Consider the following 17,304-nt stretch of genomic DNA (forward strand, 5'->3'; position numbering starts at 1 on the left):
TACTTAATTTAAATTATTTTACTAAATTTAAACTCTTCTAATTATTTTAAACTCTTCTGCTTAATAAATTTAATCCACAATAATTGTAGAAACTTCTCTCAATTCACAAAAATTAGTAGTAAAATTATATGCCCCCGAATTAATAAAAATGAGTTCATCTCCTTCGCAAGGATTATTCAAATAAACTCTATATCTAAAAAGATCCATCGAACATGGAGTTAATCCTTTAATAACATATGCAGCTCCCTCACCTTTTTGAAGTTCTCCTTCAACTAATAATTTTACAGGAACAATTAAAGCATCCAAATCAGTATTGTAAACTGAGATATTAACAATTATATTTTTTTCATATATCCTCAGTATTTTTGTAAATAACTTACCGGCAGGCGCACAAATAAATCGTCCCGGCTCAACAATCATTTTAATATTAAATTTAGAAAACCAATCTTGCAAATCAGAAATTTTACTAAAAACTGATTTAATTACATCAACATTAGTATTTGCATATTCAGATGGAATTCCCCCTCCAATATTAACAAAATCAATTAAATTTAAAACTTCAGGTTCTATGGTTTGTTCTAATTCGTATTGCAAACTCCATTCAGACATGTTTTGTGTTTTTCTATGAAAATGAATTCCTAAATTTTTAATTTTTCCCGTTTGTTTAAATTTAGCAAGCAATTTTAATCTAGAATTAATAGTTTCTGACTCAAATCCAAACACAAAATATCGCTCAGTTTTTAATGATCTTTCTTTAAGTTTCAAACGAAGAAACACATCAACACAAACATCATTTTGTTCTAAATATTTTTCTAAAACATCTAAGTCAGGCACGTTATCGACAACAAATCGAGTAACTCCGAAAGCTACTAATTCAGATACATCCAAACTTGACCAACCTTGCGCTAAAAAAAGAACTCTTGACTTATCTGAAACATTTCGTAATTCATTTTTTAAATGTACACTAAACATACAATCAGTTTCTTTTTCTAAAATTTCACCAACTAACGAATTTGTTTTTGAACTGTAAGAAATTAATTCACAAATATTTTTTATTTTTGCGTATTGTTCTAAAACTTTTGATTGTGAAATTTCAAATCGAGGTATTTGTTTAGTTAATAATTCACTCATTTTTTATCAAACCTTCTTCTTTTAATTGTTCAAGTGCACTAATAATTGCCAATGGAAAAGTTATCGATACATCCCCAATCACAGTCGAGACATCACTATCATCTTTTACTTTACCCCAAGATTTTGCTTCATCAGTTGTGGCTCCACTCATACTTCCTGAAGTTTTATGTGCAGTAGTCATATAAACCGCATATTCTGCTCCTCCATTTAATAATGTACAAAGTATTGCGTGATGTTTGCTAATTGATCCACCTAAAGCAATAACTCCTTTTTTCTCATCAAAACTTGTAGATAATAAAATATTCCCAAAATCTTTAACAACATCCACAATAAAATCTTTATGTTTTTGTTGAAATAAATATAAATGAAATCCAAATGCCCCATCAGTTATTGCAGGACAAAAAATAGAAACATTATTTTTTGCAGCTTGATATAAAATAGAGTTTTCATCGTCAAGCATTAAACCAATTTCCCTAAATAATTCAGATACCGCCCATCTTTTTTTCTTTTGGTACAATTTGTCCAACATTGGTAAAATTCTATCTTCAAAATTAGTATAACTTTCAGTTTTAATATGTAAATTTCCAACTCGGTTTATTCCTTGTTCATGTAACTCCACATCATCACTATTAAAACTTCCAATAACAAATTTTTCTCCAAATGATTTCATAATATCTTCTTCAATCCCTCCAACAGTTGTAACTATCACATCTGCCATTTTTAATTTAATTAATTGAGCGAATAATCCTCTCAATCCAGAAGTTACCATGTTTGATGTAAATGTCAAAAATATTTTTGCAGAATTTTTTTTCATTTTAACTATTACATCTGCACTTTTTTTAAGTTCAATACTTTGAAATCCGACTTGCCTGTATAATTCAACTAATTCTTTTACAGTCATTCCCGGAGTCCATTTGAAGTCTTTTACAAATTCCATTTCTTATCACCTTAATAAATTCTTAATAACTTTGATTTAATTTTGATTTAACTTTAATTTAACTTTAATTTAAATTTGAAACATAACCCATAATAATCATAACAACAACAAACAACAATAAACTAAAAACACACACAAAAACTGTTTGATGCTTGAATAAAAATACAATTAGAATTAACTTTAACTATTTAATTTTACTAAATTTTGAAAATTTCTTGATTTTAAGTTTAAACAATCTGAAACCATGTATTTCACAACCTTATCCCCCTTAAGAGACAAACTATTTTTAAAACTATCTATTTTCAATTCATAATATTTATAAATAATTGGCCAATCAGTTTCATTGCCTTAAAACTATATGTAAAAGTATTTAAAGGGCACATAATCATTATTAAAGATATTAAAAGGTGATATTAATGGCAGTTGTCGGATTTGAGTTCAGTAAGATCAATGTTGACAAAACAGCTCCTTTAAAGGGAGAAGTAAACATTAAGAACAATGTTAAATTAACAAATGTAGAACGTAGCGATTTAGTAGTTGGAGCAAACAAAACTCCAGGTCTTAAATTTACATTTAATTATGAAAGTAGCTATGAACCAGATTTTGCAAAAATTAGTCTTGAAGGCTCAGTTTTATTCATCGGAGATGAAGCACTAGTTGCAGAAACCGTAGAATCATGGGGAAAAGATAAAAAAGTTAAAGAAGATTTAATGGCAGTTATTCTAAACAACGTTTTAGATAAAGCTAATGTTCAATCTTTAATCTTAAGTAGCACAGTTAACTTACCTCCACCAATTAGAATGCCTAAAGTGGAAGTTAAAAAGTAAGATTATCTAAAAAAGCTTTCAAAAAGAATTTTTTAAAATTTTTTTATTATTTTTAACAATCATATTTGTTATTAAAAAAAGTTAGTCGGAGGGTTTGTTATGGAGAAACCTAGAATGCCAGAAATTAATCTAAAAGTAGGTGAAGCTATCCAAGATGATGTTAATAAAGGGATAGTTAGAATTGATTCTACAGTTATGCACGAGATTGGTGTTCGACCAGGAGATATCGTCGAGATTGAAGGTGGACGAAAAACCGCAGCAATTGTTGATCGCGCATATCCCGGAGACATCGGCTTAAGAATTATTCGAATGGATGGTCTTATCAGAAGAAATTCTAAAACCGGACTTGGCGAAGTTATTCAAGTAAGAAAAGCTGACGTTAAACCTGCAAAAAAAGTAATTATTGCTCCAGCACGAAAAGGAATTATGATTCGTGCACCTCCAGAACTTTTCAAACAAGGCTTAGTTGGCAGAGCAACACTTAAAGGAGATATTGTTTCTTTAGGCGGAACTACTCGTCGTAAAAGAACAATGACTAATAGTCCTTTCGAAGAAGTGTTCAATATGTTAGATGAAAATATGATGGGTTTTGGTCTAGCAGATGTCAAATTTATTGTAGCAGATACTGATCCAGTAGGTGCTGTTCTTATTTCTTCAACAACAGAGGTCATGTTTAATCCAGAAGCAGTTGAACTTAAAGAAATTGAAAAAGCTCCAGAAGTTAATTACGAAGATATTGGTGGTCTTAAAGAAGAAGTTAAAAAAATTCGTGAAATGGTTGAACTTCCTCTAAAACATCCTGAAATTTTTGAAAGATTAGGTATTGAAGCACCAAAAGGAGTTCTTCTTCATGGTCCTCCAGGAACAGGTAAAACTCTACTTGCAAAAGCAGTAGCAGCAGAAACTCAATCTAATTTCTTTTTAATTAATGGTCCGGAAATCATGTCTAAATTTTATGGACAATCAGAAGAAAACTTAAGAAAGAAATTTGAAGAAGCTCAAAAAAATGCTCCTTCAATTATTTTTATTGATGAAATAGATGCAATAGCACCAAAAAGAGAAGAAACTAAAGGCGAAGTTGAACGTCGTGTTGTAGCTCAACTTCTTGCATCAATGGATGGACTACAAAGTAGAGGTAAAGTTGTGGTAATTGCAGCAACAAATATTCCAAATGCTATTGATCCTGCACTTCGTAGACCAGGAAGATTTGATCGCGAAGTTGATATAGGCGTCCCCGACAAAGACGGACGACTAGAAATTTTAAAAATTCATACAAGAAACATGCCTCTTGCAGAAAATGTTCAATTAGAAAAAGTATCAGAAATAACTCACGGTTTTGTTGGTGCTGATTTATCTTCACTCGCAAAAGAATCTGCAATGATTGTTTTAAGAAAAATATTGCCAGATCTTCAATTAGAAAAAGAATCCGCAATCCCCTCTGAAATGTTAGAAAAATTAAGAATTCATCAAGAAGATTTCTTTGAAGCATTAAAAGTTGTTCATCCAAGTGCGATGAGAGAAGTTTTAATTGAAAGTCCAAATATTAAATGGGACGATATTGGGGGCCTAGATAGCGTTAAACAAGAATTAAAAGAGGCAGTGGAATGGCCTCTAAAAACTCCCGAAGTTTTTACAAGACTCGGAGTTAGACCTCCTCGAGGAATTTTACTTTTTGGACCTCCTGGAACGGGTAAAACCCTTCTTGCAAAAGCAGTAGCTACTGAGTCTCAAGCTAATTTTATTTTAATTAATGGTCCAGAACTTCTTAGTAAATGGGTTGGAGAGTCTGAACGAGGTATTCGAAAGATTTTTGAAAAAGCTCGTCAAACAAGTCCTTCAATTATTTTCTTTGATGAAATTGATTCTATTGCGCCTAGAAGAAACGCTAGTTCCGATTCTAGAGTGACTGAAAGAGTTGTAAATCAAATGTTAACTGAAATTGATGGTTTAAAATCAATGCATAATGTAGTAGTTATTGCAGCAACAAATCGACCAGACATAATGGACACTGCACTTCTTCGTCCAGGAAGATTTGACCGAATAATTTTAGCCGATGTTCCAGATAAAACCGCAAGAACTGCAATTTTTAAAGTACATACTGAAAAAATGCCTCTTGGAAAGCAAGTTAAGATTGAAAAACTTGCAGACGCAACAGATGGTTATGTGGGCGCAGATATTGAAGCAATATGTAGAGAATCAGCAATTATTGCTTTGCGAAAAGACATCAATGCAAAAGAAGTCACTAAAAAAGATTTTGATGAAGCTATGAATAAATTCCCTCCTTCAGTAACTGCAGAAATTAAAGATGCATATAAAAAACTTGAAGGTCATTTTAGAGAAGCTCGCGCAAAACAAATGAAAGAAGAATCTCCGACTTATTTTGGTTAAAAATAAGATTAACTAAATAAACATTAAATTCTTTAATTTTTTATATTTAATTAAATTTTTATTAATTATCAAATTATTTATGCCTATTTTTAAATTATTAGTTTCGACTACCCAAATATTTTTATAAGTTATTTACCTCAAATATTTTGTTGAGAAAATATGACTATAAAACAATTAGACATAGGTCCAAATGGCACAATTGATGATGCGCTCAGAGGATATTTTAGAGACTTAGTTCAAGACGCATTTTGTTCTACACAATTCCAACCTAGCGAACATGCCGAATTTTATTTAGTTAATCTTTTAGCGTCAGCAGTAAATGCAAAAAATATTGAAGTTGGCGCAGGACTACTAAATGGAGTTTATCGCGACGCACCTTTAGCAATTGCATATTTAGAAGGGATAAATATGGCTCCTCCAATTAAATTTTGGATGATGAAAAGCATAGGAGATTTTGCTTTGTTTCATGTCGGTTTTTTCCCTCAAAAATTTGACAAAGGAGTAGTAAAAATAGATTATTTTGTAACAATGGGATCTAATGCATATCAAAACATTGCGCATACAAGAGGATATGTATTTGATGAACTAGCTCAAAATTTTGATCAATTATGTGAAGCACTATGGATTGTTAGTGGCAATGATCGAAATCACAAATATGTATTGCAAGGTTTAAGAGAACCCAACCCAAAAATGCATTAATAAAAAAAATCAAAAAACCAATAAAAAATCATATCTCTCGCCCAAAAATTTATAAACCAGCTTTCTCTTTTATTTACTATGGCAGACTTAATTAAAATCACAGAATTCTTAGATAAAACTCTTAAAACAGATGAATTTGTAGAAGAAAATTCACATAATGGATTACAAGTTCAAAATAATCTTAACACTCCAATTAAAAAAATTGGTTTTGCTGTTGATTCGGATCTTATCACTTTTAAAAAAGCTAAAAAAGCAGGTTGTGATTTAATTATTGTTCATCATGGAATTTTTTGGAATAAAAAAGAAACTATAACTGGAACAATTTATAAAAAAATAAAATTTCTCTTAGATAATAATATTGCATTATATGCATCACACCTTCCACTTGATAAACATATCAAATATGGTAATAATGCAAATCTTATGAAATTACTTAACGCAAAAATTACATCTGAATTTAATGTGGGCTACATTGGAGAATTTAAAAAACCCGCAGAATTAAAAAAAATAATTAATTTACTTAACACAAAAATTAACACAAAATGTCAAGTTATAAAAGGTAACGATAATAAAATTAAAACGTTAGCAATAATTTCAGGAGGGGCTACTTTTGAATTATTTAACGCAATAAAAGAAAAAGTTGATTTGTATATTACAGGAGAAATAAGCCACGTCATTTATCATCCCGCAAAAGAAGAAAAAATTAATTATATTTGCGCAGGACATTATGCAACTGAAACTATTGGAGTCAAATCATTAATGCCTTTATTAAAAAATAAATTTAAAATTAAAACTGAATTTATTGAAAATTCAACTAATTTATAATTAAAAAGAACATAATCAATTTAACTAAACAAGTTTAACTAAATTAATATTTTAAAAAAATCATAAACAAAATAAAACATCAAAAAAAAAACTCAAGGTTAAAAAAATGGCAAATTATGAACAAGGAGATATCGTAAAAGTTATTTGTAAAGATAGAACTGTTGAAGGTATTCTCATGCCTCGCCCAGACATTCTTGAAGATAATATCACCGTAATCAAATTAGAAAATGGATACAATATTGGAATTGCAAATTCTAACATAAAAACCATTGAATTAATTACAAAGTATAAACCAAAACAAATCAAACAAAAAAATATAAAACCAAATCCTAAACTCAATAATGTATCTTTATTATCAACAGGTGGAACCATTTCATCCAAAATTGATTATAGAACTGGAGGAGTTAGTGCAGATTATACTGCCGAAGATCTTATTGATATGTGTCCAGAATTATTAGATATTGCAAACTTTAAAGCTCAAAAAGTTATGAGTGTCATGAGTGAAGATTTAAATTATAAAGATTGGCAAAAAATGGCAACTTTTGCTGCAAAAGAATTAAACAGCGAAGCAGACGGAGTAATTCTAACTCAAGGAACAGACACATTGCATTTTTCTACTGCAGCACTTTCATTTATGTTGCCAAAACTTAACAAACCAATAGTATTCACAGCATCCCAAAGAAGTATTGATAGAGGCTCAAGTGATGCATACATGAATCTTATATGTTCAACAATTGCTGCAAGTAATTTTTCGGGTGCAGAAGTTGTTTCTTGTTTACATGGAACTAGTAGTGATGATTATTGCATCCTTAATCGAGGAACTAAAGTAAGAAAAATGCATACTTCACGAAGAGATGCATTTAGACCAATAAATGATATTCCTTTTGCAAAAGTTTGGCCAAATAAAAAAATCGAAATAACTAATAATACATTTAGATCCAGATCAGATTTTGAAGTCGTGCCAGATACAAAATTTGAACCTAAAGTAGCACTCATTCAAGTTTATCCTGGAATGGATAGAGACATTATTGATTTTTACATAGATAAAGGTTACAAAGGACTTGTTCTAAGCGCAACTGCACTAGGCCACATTCCTACAGTAAACAAAGAATTATCATTAATACCTAAACTTGAACGTGCACGCCAAGAAGGAATTCCAGTAGTTATTGCATCACAAACATTATACGGTCGAACACACCCATTTGTTTATACTAATCTTAGAAAATTATCTATGCAATTAAATTGTATTTTTGTAGAAGATATGATTCCTGAAACTGCTTATGTTAAATTAAGTTGGGTTTTAGGACACACAAAAGAAATAGCAGAAATTAAAAAACAAATGTTAACTAATGTTTCTGGAGAAATTAATCCAATTATAGATGAGAGAAGTTACCTTAATTAAAAATATTGAGATTTGATAAAAATGAAACCAAAATCAGAAAAAAACGACAATAAAGTTAAAGAAGATAACCTGCCCGATCTAGATTACAAAAAGTTAGGATTAAAATGTGGCATTGAGATTCATCAAAGATTAAAAACTAATAAACTATTTTGTAATTGTCCTTCAATTCTTAGAGATGATACTCCTGATATCATAATCACTAGAAAATTACGAGCAGTTGCAGGTGAAACTGGTGAAATTGATATTGCAGCAAGACACGAACTTGAAAAAGACATTTATTTTATTTATGAAGCATATTCTGATACTACTTGCCTGGTCGAACTTGACGAAGAACCACCTCATTTAATGAATAAAAATGCACTCGATATTGTTTTACAAGTGAGTTTAATGCTTGATGCAAAAATTGTAGATGAAGTTCAAATCATGAGAAAAACTGTTGTTAATGGGTCTAATACTTCAGGATTTCAACGCACAGCTCTTGTTGCAGAACAGGGAAATTTAAAAACTTCCGAAGGAGATGTTTCAGTTTCAGTTATTTGTTTAGAAGAAGAAGCAGCAAAAGATGTAGAAAAAGGCGTTGATAAAAATGGCAAACGATTTGCTAAATATAGACTTGATAGATTAGGGATTCCTTTAATTGAAGTTTGCACAGGACCCGACATCAAAACCCCTGAACAATGTTTAGAAGCCGCAGCAAAAATTGGCATGATTTTAAGATCAACTGGAAAAGTTGCTCGCGGAATAGGAACCATAAGACAAGATGTTAATGTTTCGATTAAAGGTGGTGAAAGAATAGAAGTTAAAGGTGCTCAAGATCTTAAAATGATTCCGACCATGATCAAAAATGAAACACTTAGACAAATTGCACTTTTAGAAATTAAAGATCAACTTAAAAGTCTTAAAGACGAAACTATTAAAGATACTATTTTCGATCTTTCAAAAATATTCAAAAATTGTGAATCTAAAGTTGTTCAATCTGCTTTAAAAAAAGGAGTTGTTTTTGGAATTAAACTACCTAAATTTAATGGATTAATTGGTAAAGAAATTTGCCCCACTAGACGATTAGGAACTGAATTTTCAGATTATGCCAAAGTAAAAGCAGGAGTTGGAGGAATTTTTCATTCAGATGAACTTCCAAAATATGGTATTTCTCCTGAAGAAGTTGAATCTGTTAAAACTGAATTAAACTGTGCAAAAGATGATGCATTTGTTTTAGTTGCGGATTCAAAAATTAAATCAGAGAAAGCATTAAACGAAGTTCTTAGACGAGCAAAACTTTGTAAAAACGGAGTGTTAAAAGAAGTTAGAAAAGCAAATCCTGATGGGACTACTTCATTTATGAGACCAATTCCTGGCGCTGCTAGAATGTATCCCGAAACAGATACGCTCCCAATTAAAACAGATTCTGAACTTAAAAATATTCAATTACCTGAATTAATTGAAGATAAAGCAGAAAGATTTCAGACAATGTTTGGTTTAAGTAAAGATTTAGCAGAAGTTCTTGCTAAAAGTGAGTTAAGTTTTGCATTTGATAAATTTGTAGACAAATTTAAAAATATTAAAACTGCATTTATTGCTGAAACTCTTATTTCAACTCCTAGAAATATTAAAAGAAAATTAAATATTGAAACTGATCATCTTGATGAACTTATTTTCGAAGAACTTTTCTTTTTACTCAATAAAAATGAGATTTCAAAAGATTCAATTGAAGATATTTTAATTAAATTTGCTAAAAAAGAAGAAGTAAATTTTAAAGATTACAAACCAATGTCTGATAAAGATATTTCAAATGAAATAAAAAAAATAATTCAAGAAAATAAAAATGTTGAGTTCAAACAGCTAATTCCCAAAGTTATGGCTCAACTAAAAGGCAAGGCAGAAGGTAAAAAAATCATGGAACTTCTTCAAAAAGAATCCAAATAAACACTTTTAACTTACTTTTTAATACAACAAACTCATTTAAAATAGAAAACTATAAAAACCACATTTAATTAAAATAATAAAACGGGTGTTAATACATAAAATGAGTTTACAAATTCAAATTGTTTCACTAGCAATATTATTATTTTTCTCAGGACTGTTTTCAGGTATTGAAACAGCATTTTTTTCACTTTCTAATCTTAAACTCAGAAGTTTGTTAAAGAAAAAAAAGAAAGGAGCAGATGTTGCATATAAACTTAAACAAAATCCTAAACGTTTAATTATTACAATTCTTATTGGAAATAATGTAGTAAATATTGGTGCGGCATCTTTAGCAACAATTATTGCAATTGATCTTTTTGGTTCAAGTGGCGCAGGTATTGCAACAGGAGTTATGACTTTTCTTGTTTTAATTTTTGGAGAAATTACTCCTAAATCAATCGCAAATACTTATTGTGAAAAAATTACTTTATTAGTTGCAAGACCACTTCAAATTTTTATGTATTCAATTTTTCCATTAATTTTATTGTTTGAAGCAATAACTGAAATTATGTATAGTATTTTTAAAATCAGCAATAAACAACCAGTTTTAACAGAAGAAGAATTCAAAACTTTAGTTGAAATTGGCGCAGAAGAAAAAGTTCTTAAAATTAAAGAAAAAGAACTTATCGAGGGAGTTTTAGAATTTAGTGATATTACTGCAAAAGAAGTTATGACTCCTAGAACAAAAACTTATGCATTAGATGGAAATATGTCTCCTGGAAAAGCACTTAAATTAATTGCTAAAAGTCCTTTTTCTAGAGTTCCAGTTTATGAAGATTCAGTTGATAACATATTAGGAGTAATACACATCAAAGATGTTCTTCGAGAACTACATCGTAAAGGTGCTAGTGTTCGAAAAATTAAAAAAATTGTTAAAAAACCTTATTTTGTTCCAGAAACAAAAATAATTAGTGAATTATTTAAAGAATTTCAAGAGAAAAAAGTCCATATTGCTTTTGTTGTTGATGAATATGGGGGAATTTCAGGAATTGTTACATTAGAAGATTTATTAGAAGAAATTGTGGGAGAAATCATTGATGAAACAGATATTAATCCGGATTTAATAATGCGTATTGATCATAATACGATTGTTGCTCACGGAGAAACTGAAATTTATCATATTAATGAGTTTTTAGGACCTTGCCTTGCAGAAGATACTCCTTCAGTTACAATTAGTGGCTTGATATTAGAAAAACTAAAACAGTTCCCAAAAAAGAATGCTAAAATAAATCTTGAAAAAGCAATTTTAAAAATTGAAGAAGTTAGCGATAATCATATTCTTAAAGTTAGAATCACTAAGAAAAAACCCGAATCATTAAAAAAATAAATTTTCTAAATTGGTTTATCATACCTCAATTTCAAAAGATTAAGTTACTAACTAAAAATAATGAACGAGCCTGGAGGGACTTTCGCCAAACTTTCCGTGTTCAAATAAATGGAAAAGATTGTTTCGAACCCTCGGTCTTCTGCTTTCACCAAAAATTGAAATCAAATTAATTTTTAATAATTCTTAGGAGGCAGATGCCCTATTTACCCGAAATTTAAAAAACTTCACAGCCTACAATTCTCAACGTAAATTTAAGATATTCACCAGGCTAGGCTACAGGCTCATCTCGTTCATTCAATTATACAATCCAGGTAGTTTAAATTATTTACTGTCTTTCCCAACACATTTATAAATAATAATTAATTAATACTTTAAAAAGAGGGCATATAAATGAAAAAGAGGTTAAAAGAATCTATTTTTGTTAGTATTCTAATTTATGTTGTTTTATTTGTATACCTAACTTCAGTTTCAGAATCATTACCAATTCATGTTCTTGTTGGAACTTGCCCAATCTTACTTCAAATAGCAACAATAGTTCTTGTTTCAGGAAACCGTCTTGATACTAAACTTGTTTGGTACTCGCCAATCATTTTTTTAGGATTATTCTTATTTTTATGGGAAGGAAGCGCAGGAGGATACTTAGCGAAAATTTCAGGTCCTCAAATCAGCATATTAAATTTATTTATGTCATATCTTATAACTTTAATAATTTATTTTATTGCATTAAAATATTTGCCAAAACCCAAAAACACAAAACATATTCCCTCAACCACCGACCATCCAGAAAAAATTGACAAAGTAGAATATGAAAAATTATTAGATAAATATGTTCACCTTTACAAAAATAATGAAAAAAGGATTTGGCAATTAAATAATGAATTAAATTCATTAACTGCAAAAAAAGATGGCGACATTCATCAAATTGCACAGTATTATGAACACCAATTAAAAACTCATGCAACTGATGTAACACGTTTAAAACATGAAATGAATGAGAAGAATAAAATTAGTGAAACAGAATATGAGTCATTATCTGAAAAATATAAGAAAAAACAAAATGATAATCATGCTAGAATTTTAGAATTAACAGAAATGATCAATAATGTTCGTCAGAAAAATTGGAAAAGATATATTAATTTACAAGAAAAATATTTGCAAGAAAAACAAATAAATTCTAAAGAGGTTAATAAATTAAATAAACATCTAAAAACTGTTAGGGAACAACTTGAAATTACTACAACTAATTTTTCCACAAGTCTTAGAAGTATTGAAGATAAATGTAAAGCAATTAATTCAGTAATTGGCAGAGTTTATTCTGACAGAAAAGGTGGAAGTAAAGAATTAAGAGAATTTTTAGCAATTGAGCGAGATTCATATAATGAGTTTTCAGAAATAACTAAAAGTTTTTCAGAAGATAATGTTCCAGATTTATTAAAAGTTTTATATGAAATTAGAAGTAAATTAAAAACAATGTATAAAAAAGAAAAACAAGTACTTGATAAAATACCACTAAAAACAAAAATTAAAGTTAAGCGAGATAAAAAAGGCGAAGATCCAATCCTTTTAGTTCTAGCAAACAACGATAAAGATCCAATTCTTTATTATTATGAAGAAGCAAGTGAGATCACATCTAAACTCATTAAATACCTTCATGAAAACTATTATCAAGGCAAAATATAAAGAATCACACTACAACTATTTAAAATAACTAATTAGTTAAATCAAAGACAAGTTTAAAAACATATTCTAACCAAAAACTTTAAAACCCATACTTATTTCTTAATTAATATGTACAAATTAAAACAAATTCCAGAAGATTTTATTGTTGAAGAAATTGCAAATCTTAAATTAGTTCCTAAAGGTAAATTCTTAATATATGAAATGAAAAAAAAAGATTGCAATACAGTCCATGCAATTGAACAATTAGCAAAACACCTAAAAGTCCCATTAAAATTTATTGGATTTGCAGGATCTAAAGATCGTCATGCAGTAACAACTCAATTTATTTCAGTTAAAAAAGCAAGACCTAATTTTCAATTTTTATTAGATCAATTCTCATCTGACTTAATATCTCTTGATCTTATTGGTGAAGCAGATGAACCCTTATCTTTAGGCGACTTAGAAACTAATCGATTTGTAATTACTGTTAGAAACTTAACTGATGATGATACGAATAAAATTCAATCATTCAAACCAGATCAGATTGAGAATTATTTTGATGAACAAAGATTTTCTGAAAAAAACCCACTCATAGGAATAGAAGTTTTAAAAGGAAATTTCAAAGAAGTCTGTGATCTGTGTGATGAATATTGTTGTAGAGATCATTTAAAAAAACAATCAAAAGATTTTGTTGGCGCATTCAAACGAATTCCTATGAAAATAAGACTTATGTATATTCATGCATTTCAAAGTTTATTGTTTAATCGAGCATTACAACAACTAACCGAGGAACAAACCAAAAATCCAACTCTAACTAAATATTCATTCGGAACATTTGCTTTTTCAACACAAGACACAATAACTGAACAAAATTTACCATTAATTGGTTTCGCGTCAGAATTTGAAACTGGAAAAATCAATGAGTTATTCACAAGTTACCTAAAAGAATATGATATCACACTAAGAGATTTTGCCATCAGATCAATTCCCGCACTATCTTGCGAGGGAGATTTAAGACCTGCATACTTCAAAGTTAGCGGATTCGAATATGAGCTCATGGATGATGACCTAAATTCCGACAAGAAAAAAATTGTTCTTAAATTTATTTTACCTAAAGGTTCATATGCGACAATAGTAATTAAAAAGATATTTGGGCAATTAATCAAATCTAAATAATTAATAATTTAATTTTTATTAGATAAAAACACTCACTATTCTCAAACTTAAACTAAACAAATGCTCAACTAATGTCCCCATAGCAATAGGCATTTTAGTTTTTAAATAAATTTGATCTTTTGCTTTATTTAGTTGTTCATATATTCTTAAAGCAAATTTATAATCTTGTTTAAAAAAACTTTCATGTAATTGACCAAATATATTAAACAAATTAATAAAATATTTTTCTAGACTTAAATTAAATTCTTTAATTTGCGATAAATAAAACAAAGACCCAGATATTTTTTTTAGCATTAAAACTAAAACTACATATTCATATGTTTTTTCTTTTCCAAAATTATTTATGAATATTAATTTTTGACAATAATTACTTTGCTTTAATATAGATTGCCTTAATTCTGATATTTCTTGATTTTTTTCAAATGAATTATTAAAACCCTCTAAAATCAAAGAAAACATATATTTTACTGTAATAAATAATTTATTTAATATTTTATCAAAATCTTTTGGTTCTTCTTTTATGCTATTTTTAATTATTATCTTATCATTTTTCTGATCTATTATTACTAAACCAGTAAATTTATCAATTAATTTATTAATACCTACAAAGGAAAATTTATTTTTATTTATTATTTCAATCAAATTATACCCTTGCCAATATATTAAAGATAACGCAATTCGTAAAGAATTATCATCTAAATCAGTTGCATCCAACTCAATTTTTTTTTCTTTTAATACTGATTGAGGCGCAATTATTAAGTTATTTCCATCTTCAGATACTGCAACTTCATCACCCGGATTTAATTCTAATCTATTAACCCATTTTTTAGGAACATATAGTGTAAGACCTGTTCCTCCTTGTTTTATCAGTTTTCTATTCATAATACCCCCAAATCAAGCATCATATTTAAAATTTACGATTTTAATATCTTAGATATGGAAGATAGTAAAAAGATATTAATAAGAGACCTTAACTACTAAAGAATAACAAAAATGAGAGATCTTTAAAATGAAACAAAACGAATTTTTAACAAAAATAGGAAAAATTTTTACTATCGCAATAGCTACATCAATGATATATGGCCCAACACAGATTGGAACAATCAACCAAGCACAGGCAGCTGAAAAGCCAGAAGAAACAATAAACACACTAATCATTGCTAAAACAAAAAGAAAAACATCACAACCAACTCACAAAATTAAAACTAACACTACTCAAACAAGAAGCTTATCTCAAATAGTAAATCAAGCAAATCCTAATTCGTCTAAAACTAGAATTTCATATTTAGCAAAAGGACAACCTGCAACAGACCATGATTTAGCAAGAATTGTTATTCACACAAATAATGCAACCATAAAAATGACAGATATTGCAGATCATTTTCGTGACGCAGATGAAATTCCAGATGTAATAGAACTTAATGGAAAAATAGTTTGTACAGGAAATAATTGTAAACAATACAAAAAAAAATTCGTAGCAGTAAGAGATCAATTGATAGATCAGCATTTAAAAAACATAGACGAATATGTTCAAAAAGGAAAATATATTTTACCAAAAAATGAAGGTAAAAATTATTTTATTGAAGACCACAGCGGATTCCTGACATTTTATTCTCCAGATAAAAAATTCAAGTACAGATTTGTAGATAGTGATGGAGATGGGACTCCCGAAGAAATCCAAATAATAGAATACCAAGGAAATAAATCAAGATTAGTTTTACATGCGATCCGCGATAAATTTACAGAAAAAAAGTTCAAAGGTCTAATGAGTAAATTATACAAAGGAATGTGTAAACATCAAAAAGTCAAAACTGATTCCGAATATAATTCTAATCCAAAACCAAAAAAGAATGAATTAGATTATGAACTAGATAAAGCTCTAGATTCTTTAATGAGGTAATAAAAATGTCATTGTTAAAAATATTAAGAGTTGAATGCGTAGATGGAAATTATAATGAATTAGATATGGACTCTCATTCTGTTCCAGAAGTTTATGCGTATGGATTATTTAGTGAACTTAACACAATAACACAAACTAAACCAACAGCGCATTTAAGACAAGAATCTCCTTTATTTTCCCGATTAAATAAATTAGGGGAATATATCTCAAAAACACACAGCGACAATGACGACATCATCGCAGTTACGAACAGTCATGGGAAAAAATATATTTCTGCCGAAAAAATAATTTTTTTAAACAATAATCAAACATTCGCATTTACGGCTTACATAACTAATTTAACTTATCCCCAATATGCACTAGTTAAATCAATTTATGATAAAATAAAAAAAGAATAGAAAAAAAATAAACAAAATTAAATAATTATTTTTCAATTGCAGTTAATGCATCATTAACTATTGCTGCAATTTCTTTTCTGTTTGCATCAACACTATCTAAAATTCCTTTTTGTTTATAATAATCAATTAAAGGTTCTGTTTGATCTCGGTATACTTTTAATCTTCCCCTAATTGTTCCTTCACAATCATCATCTCGCTGAAATAAATCGCTTCCGCAAGAGTCACAACGCCCATGTTCTTTTGGTTGTGGAAAACCATCAGGATTAATATTATATACCTTACTACAGGACTTACATGTTCTTCTTGCAGCAAGCCTATATACAATCACTTCTTCTGGAACTGTAAAATTAATTACTTTGTGAATTTGCACATCAGAACTACTTAACGAATCTGCTTGAGGAATTGTTCGTGGAAATCCATCAAGAATAAATCCATTTTTACAATCATCGTTTTTAATTCTTTCTTGTAATATGTTAACAACTAATTCATCTGGAACTAATTTTCCACTATCCATATATTCTTTAGCTTTCAAACCAACTTCAGTTCCTTCTTTTACTGCACCTCGAAGTAAATCTCCAGTTGAAATTTGTATTAATTCTAATTTTTCTAAAATTTGTTGAGCTATTGTTCCTTTTCCTGCTCCAGGAGGTCCTAGAAATATTAAATTTTTCAT

General features: G+C 29.0%; 15 protein-coding genes and 1 tRNA gene. 11 read left to right on the forward strand and 5 right to left on the reverse strand.

What is annotated here, in order from left to right; all coding sequences use genetic code 11:
- Positions 1-69: 69 nt before the first annotated feature.
- Positions 70-1,131: a decarboxylase gene (locus HN587_00795; GenBank protein ID MBT7902370.1), complete on the reverse strand. Its 1,062-nt coding sequence runs from the start codon at positions 1,129-1,131 to the stop codon at positions 70-72.
- The gene (locus tag HN587_00800) at positions 1,124-2,068 is read right to left on the reverse strand and encodes a deoxyhypusine synthase family protein (protein MBT7902371.1); all 945 of its coding nucleotides are present in this window, start codon (positions 2,066-2,068) and stop codon (positions 1,124-1,126) included. The genes HN587_00795 and HN587_00800 overlap by 8 nt, the downstream gene beginning before the upstream one ends.
- A 416-nt stretch (positions 2,069-2,484) precedes the next feature.
- Between HN587_00800 and HN587_00805 the strand changes: the two genes are divergently transcribed.
- The 7 genes from HN587_00805 to HN587_00835 all read left to right on the forward strand — a co-directional run bounded on the left by HN587_00805 (position 2,485) and on the right by HN587_00835 (position 11,498).
- The gene (locus HN587_00805) at positions 2,485-2,895 is read left to right on the forward strand and encodes a hypothetical protein (protein MBT7902372.1); all 411 of its coding nucleotides are present in this window, start codon (positions 2,485-2,487) and stop codon (positions 2,893-2,895) included.
- Positions 2,896-2,994: 99 nt separating this feature from the next.
- The gene (locus HN587_00810) at positions 2,995-5,283 is read left to right on the forward strand and encodes a CDC48 family AAA ATPase (protein MBT7902373.1); all 2,289 of its coding nucleotides are present in this window, start codon (positions 2,995-2,997) and stop codon (positions 5,281-5,283) included.
- Positions 5,284-5,442: 159 nt separating this feature from the next.
- A complete protein-coding gene (locus HN587_00815; GenBank protein MBT7902374.1) occupies positions 5,443-5,982 on the forward strand; it encodes a hypothetical protein in 540 nt (179 codons plus the stop codon).
- 78 nt (positions 5,983-6,060) lie between these two features.
- On the forward strand, positions 6,061-6,807 hold the full coding sequence (locus HN587_00820; protein ID MBT7902375.1) for a Nif3-like dinuclear metal center hexameric protein: 747 nt from the start codon (positions 6,061-6,063) through the stop codon (positions 6,805-6,807).
- Positions 6,808-6,913: 106 nt separating this feature from the next.
- Positions 6,914-8,209 carry a Glu-tRNA(Gln) amidotransferase subunit GatD gene (gatD, locus tag HN587_00825; protein MBT7902376.1) on the forward strand — a complete coding sequence of 432 codons (1,296 nt, stop codon included), beginning with the start codon at positions 6,914-6,916 and terminating at the stop codon, positions 8,207-8,209.
- A gap of 21 nt (positions 8,210-8,230) precedes the next feature.
- Positions 8,231-10,132 (forward strand): Glu-tRNA(Gln) amidotransferase subunit GatE, encoded by a 1,902-nt coding sequence (gatE, locus tag HN587_00830; GenBank protein MBT7902377.1) that lies wholly within the window; start codon positions 8,231-8,233, stop codon positions 10,130-10,132.
- Positions 10,133-10,232: 100 nt separating this feature from the next.
- Positions 10,233-11,498 (forward strand): HlyC/CorC family transporter, encoded by a 1,266-nt coding sequence (locus tag HN587_00835; protein MBT7902378.1) that lies wholly within the window; start codon positions 10,233-10,235, stop codon positions 11,496-11,498.
- 65 nt (positions 11,499-11,563) lie between these two features.
- On the opposite strand, the gene HN587_00840 is transcribed toward HN587_00835, so the two are convergent.
- Positions 11,564-11,781 (reverse strand) — tRNA-Arg (locus tag HN587_00840).
- A gap of 107 nt (positions 11,782-11,888) precedes the next feature.
- Between HN587_00840 and HN587_00845 the strand changes: the two genes are divergently transcribed.
- A complete protein-coding gene (locus tag HN587_00845) occupies positions 11,889-13,178 on the forward strand; it encodes a hypothetical protein (protein ID MBT7902379.1) in 1,290 nt (429 codons plus the stop codon).
- A gap of 108 nt (positions 13,179-13,286) precedes the next feature.
- Positions 13,287-14,333, forward strand: a complete 1,047-nt coding sequence (gene truD / locus HN587_00850; protein ID MBT7902380.1) for a tRNA pseudouridine(13) synthase TruD — start codon at positions 13,287-13,289, stop codon at positions 14,331-14,333.
- An 18-nt stretch (positions 14,334-14,351) separates the two neighbouring features.
- Here the strand turns inward: truD and HN587_00855 are convergent, their stop codons facing one another.
- Positions 14,352-15,215: a hypothetical protein gene (locus HN587_00855; protein MBT7902381.1), complete on the reverse strand. Its 864-nt coding sequence runs from the start codon at positions 15,213-15,215 to the stop codon at positions 14,352-14,354.
- A gap of 127 nt (positions 15,216-15,342) precedes the next feature.
- Here HN587_00855 and HN587_00860 point away from each other — a divergent pair, with 127 nt between their 5' ends.
- Together HN587_00860 and HN587_00865 are read left to right on the forward strand one after the other, a co-directional pair.
- The gene (locus HN587_00860) at positions 15,343-16,233 is read left to right on the forward strand and encodes a hypothetical protein (protein ID MBT7902382.1); all 891 of its coding nucleotides are present in this window, start codon (positions 15,343-15,345) and stop codon (positions 16,231-16,233) included.
- Between the two features lie 5 nt (positions 16,234-16,238).
- Positions 16,239-16,631: a hypothetical protein gene (locus HN587_00865; GenBank protein ID MBT7902383.1), complete on the forward strand. Its 393-nt coding sequence runs from the start codon at positions 16,239-16,241 to the stop codon at positions 16,629-16,631.
- A gap of 25 nt (positions 16,632-16,656) precedes the next feature.
- Here HN587_00865 and HN587_00870 read toward each other — a convergent pair whose 3' ends face one another.
- Positions 16,657-17,304: an adenylate kinase gene (locus HN587_00870; protein MBT7902384.1), complete on the reverse strand. Its 648-nt coding sequence runs from the start codon at positions 17,302-17,304 to the stop codon at positions 16,657-16,659.

Source organism: Candidatus Woesearchaeota archaeon (assembly GCA_018675335.1).
GTDB lineage: Archaea > Nanobdellota > Nanobdellia > Woesearchaeales > UBA11576 > JABJCP01.

Excerpts from the sequence above, each read along its gene's own strand:
- HN587_00795 (MBT7902370.1), bottom strand. The coding sequence starts at position 1,131 with ATGAGTGAATTATTAACTAAACAAATACCTCGATTTGAAATTTCACAA.
- HN587_00800 (MBT7902371.1), bottom strand. The coding sequence starts at position 2,068 with ATGGAATTTGTAAAAGACTTCAAATGGACTCCGGGAATGACTGTAAAA.
- HN587_00805 (MBT7902372.1), top strand. The coding sequence starts at position 2,485 with ATGGCAGTTGTCGGATTTGAGTTCAGTAAGATCAATGTTGACAAAACA.
- HN587_00810 (MBT7902373.1), top strand. The coding sequence starts at position 2,995 with ATGGAGAAACCTAGAATGCCAGAAATTAATCTAAAAGTAGGTGAAGCT.
- HN587_00815 (MBT7902374.1), top strand. The coding sequence starts at position 5,443 with ATGACTATAAAACAATTAGACATAGGTCCAAATGGCACAATTGATGAT.
- HN587_00820 (MBT7902375.1), top strand. The coding sequence starts at position 6,061 with ATGGCAGACTTAATTAAAATCACAGAATTCTTAGATAAAACTCTTAAA.
- gatD (MBT7902376.1), top strand. The coding sequence starts at position 6,914 with ATGGCAAATTATGAACAAGGAGATATCGTAAAAGTTATTTGTAAAGAT.
- gatE (MBT7902377.1), top strand. The coding sequence starts at position 8,231 with ATGAAACCAAAATCAGAAAAAAACGACAATAAAGTTAAAGAAGATAAC.
- HN587_00835 (MBT7902378.1), top strand. The coding sequence starts at position 10,233 with ATGAGTTTACAAATTCAAATTGTTTCACTAGCAATATTATTATTTTTC.
- HN587_00845 (MBT7902379.1), top strand. The coding sequence starts at position 11,889 with ATGAAAAAGAGGTTAAAAGAATCTATTTTTGTTAGTATTCTAATTTAT.
- truD (MBT7902380.1), top strand. The coding sequence starts at position 13,287 with ATGTACAAATTAAAACAAATTCCAGAAGATTTTATTGTTGAAGAAATT.
- HN587_00855 (MBT7902381.1), bottom strand. The coding sequence starts at position 15,215 with ATGAATAGAAAACTGATAAAACAAGGAGGAACAGGTCTTACACTATAT.
- HN587_00860 (MBT7902382.1), top strand. The coding sequence starts at position 15,343 with ATGAAACAAAACGAATTTTTAACAAAAATAGGAAAAATTTTTACTATC.
- HN587_00865 (MBT7902383.1), top strand. The coding sequence starts at position 16,239 with ATGTCATTGTTAAAAATATTAAGAGTTGAATGCGTAGATGGAAATTAT.
- HN587_00870 (MBT7902384.1), bottom strand. The coding sequence starts at position 17,304 with ATGAAAAATTTAATATTTCTAGGACCTCCTGGAGCAGGAAAAGGAACA.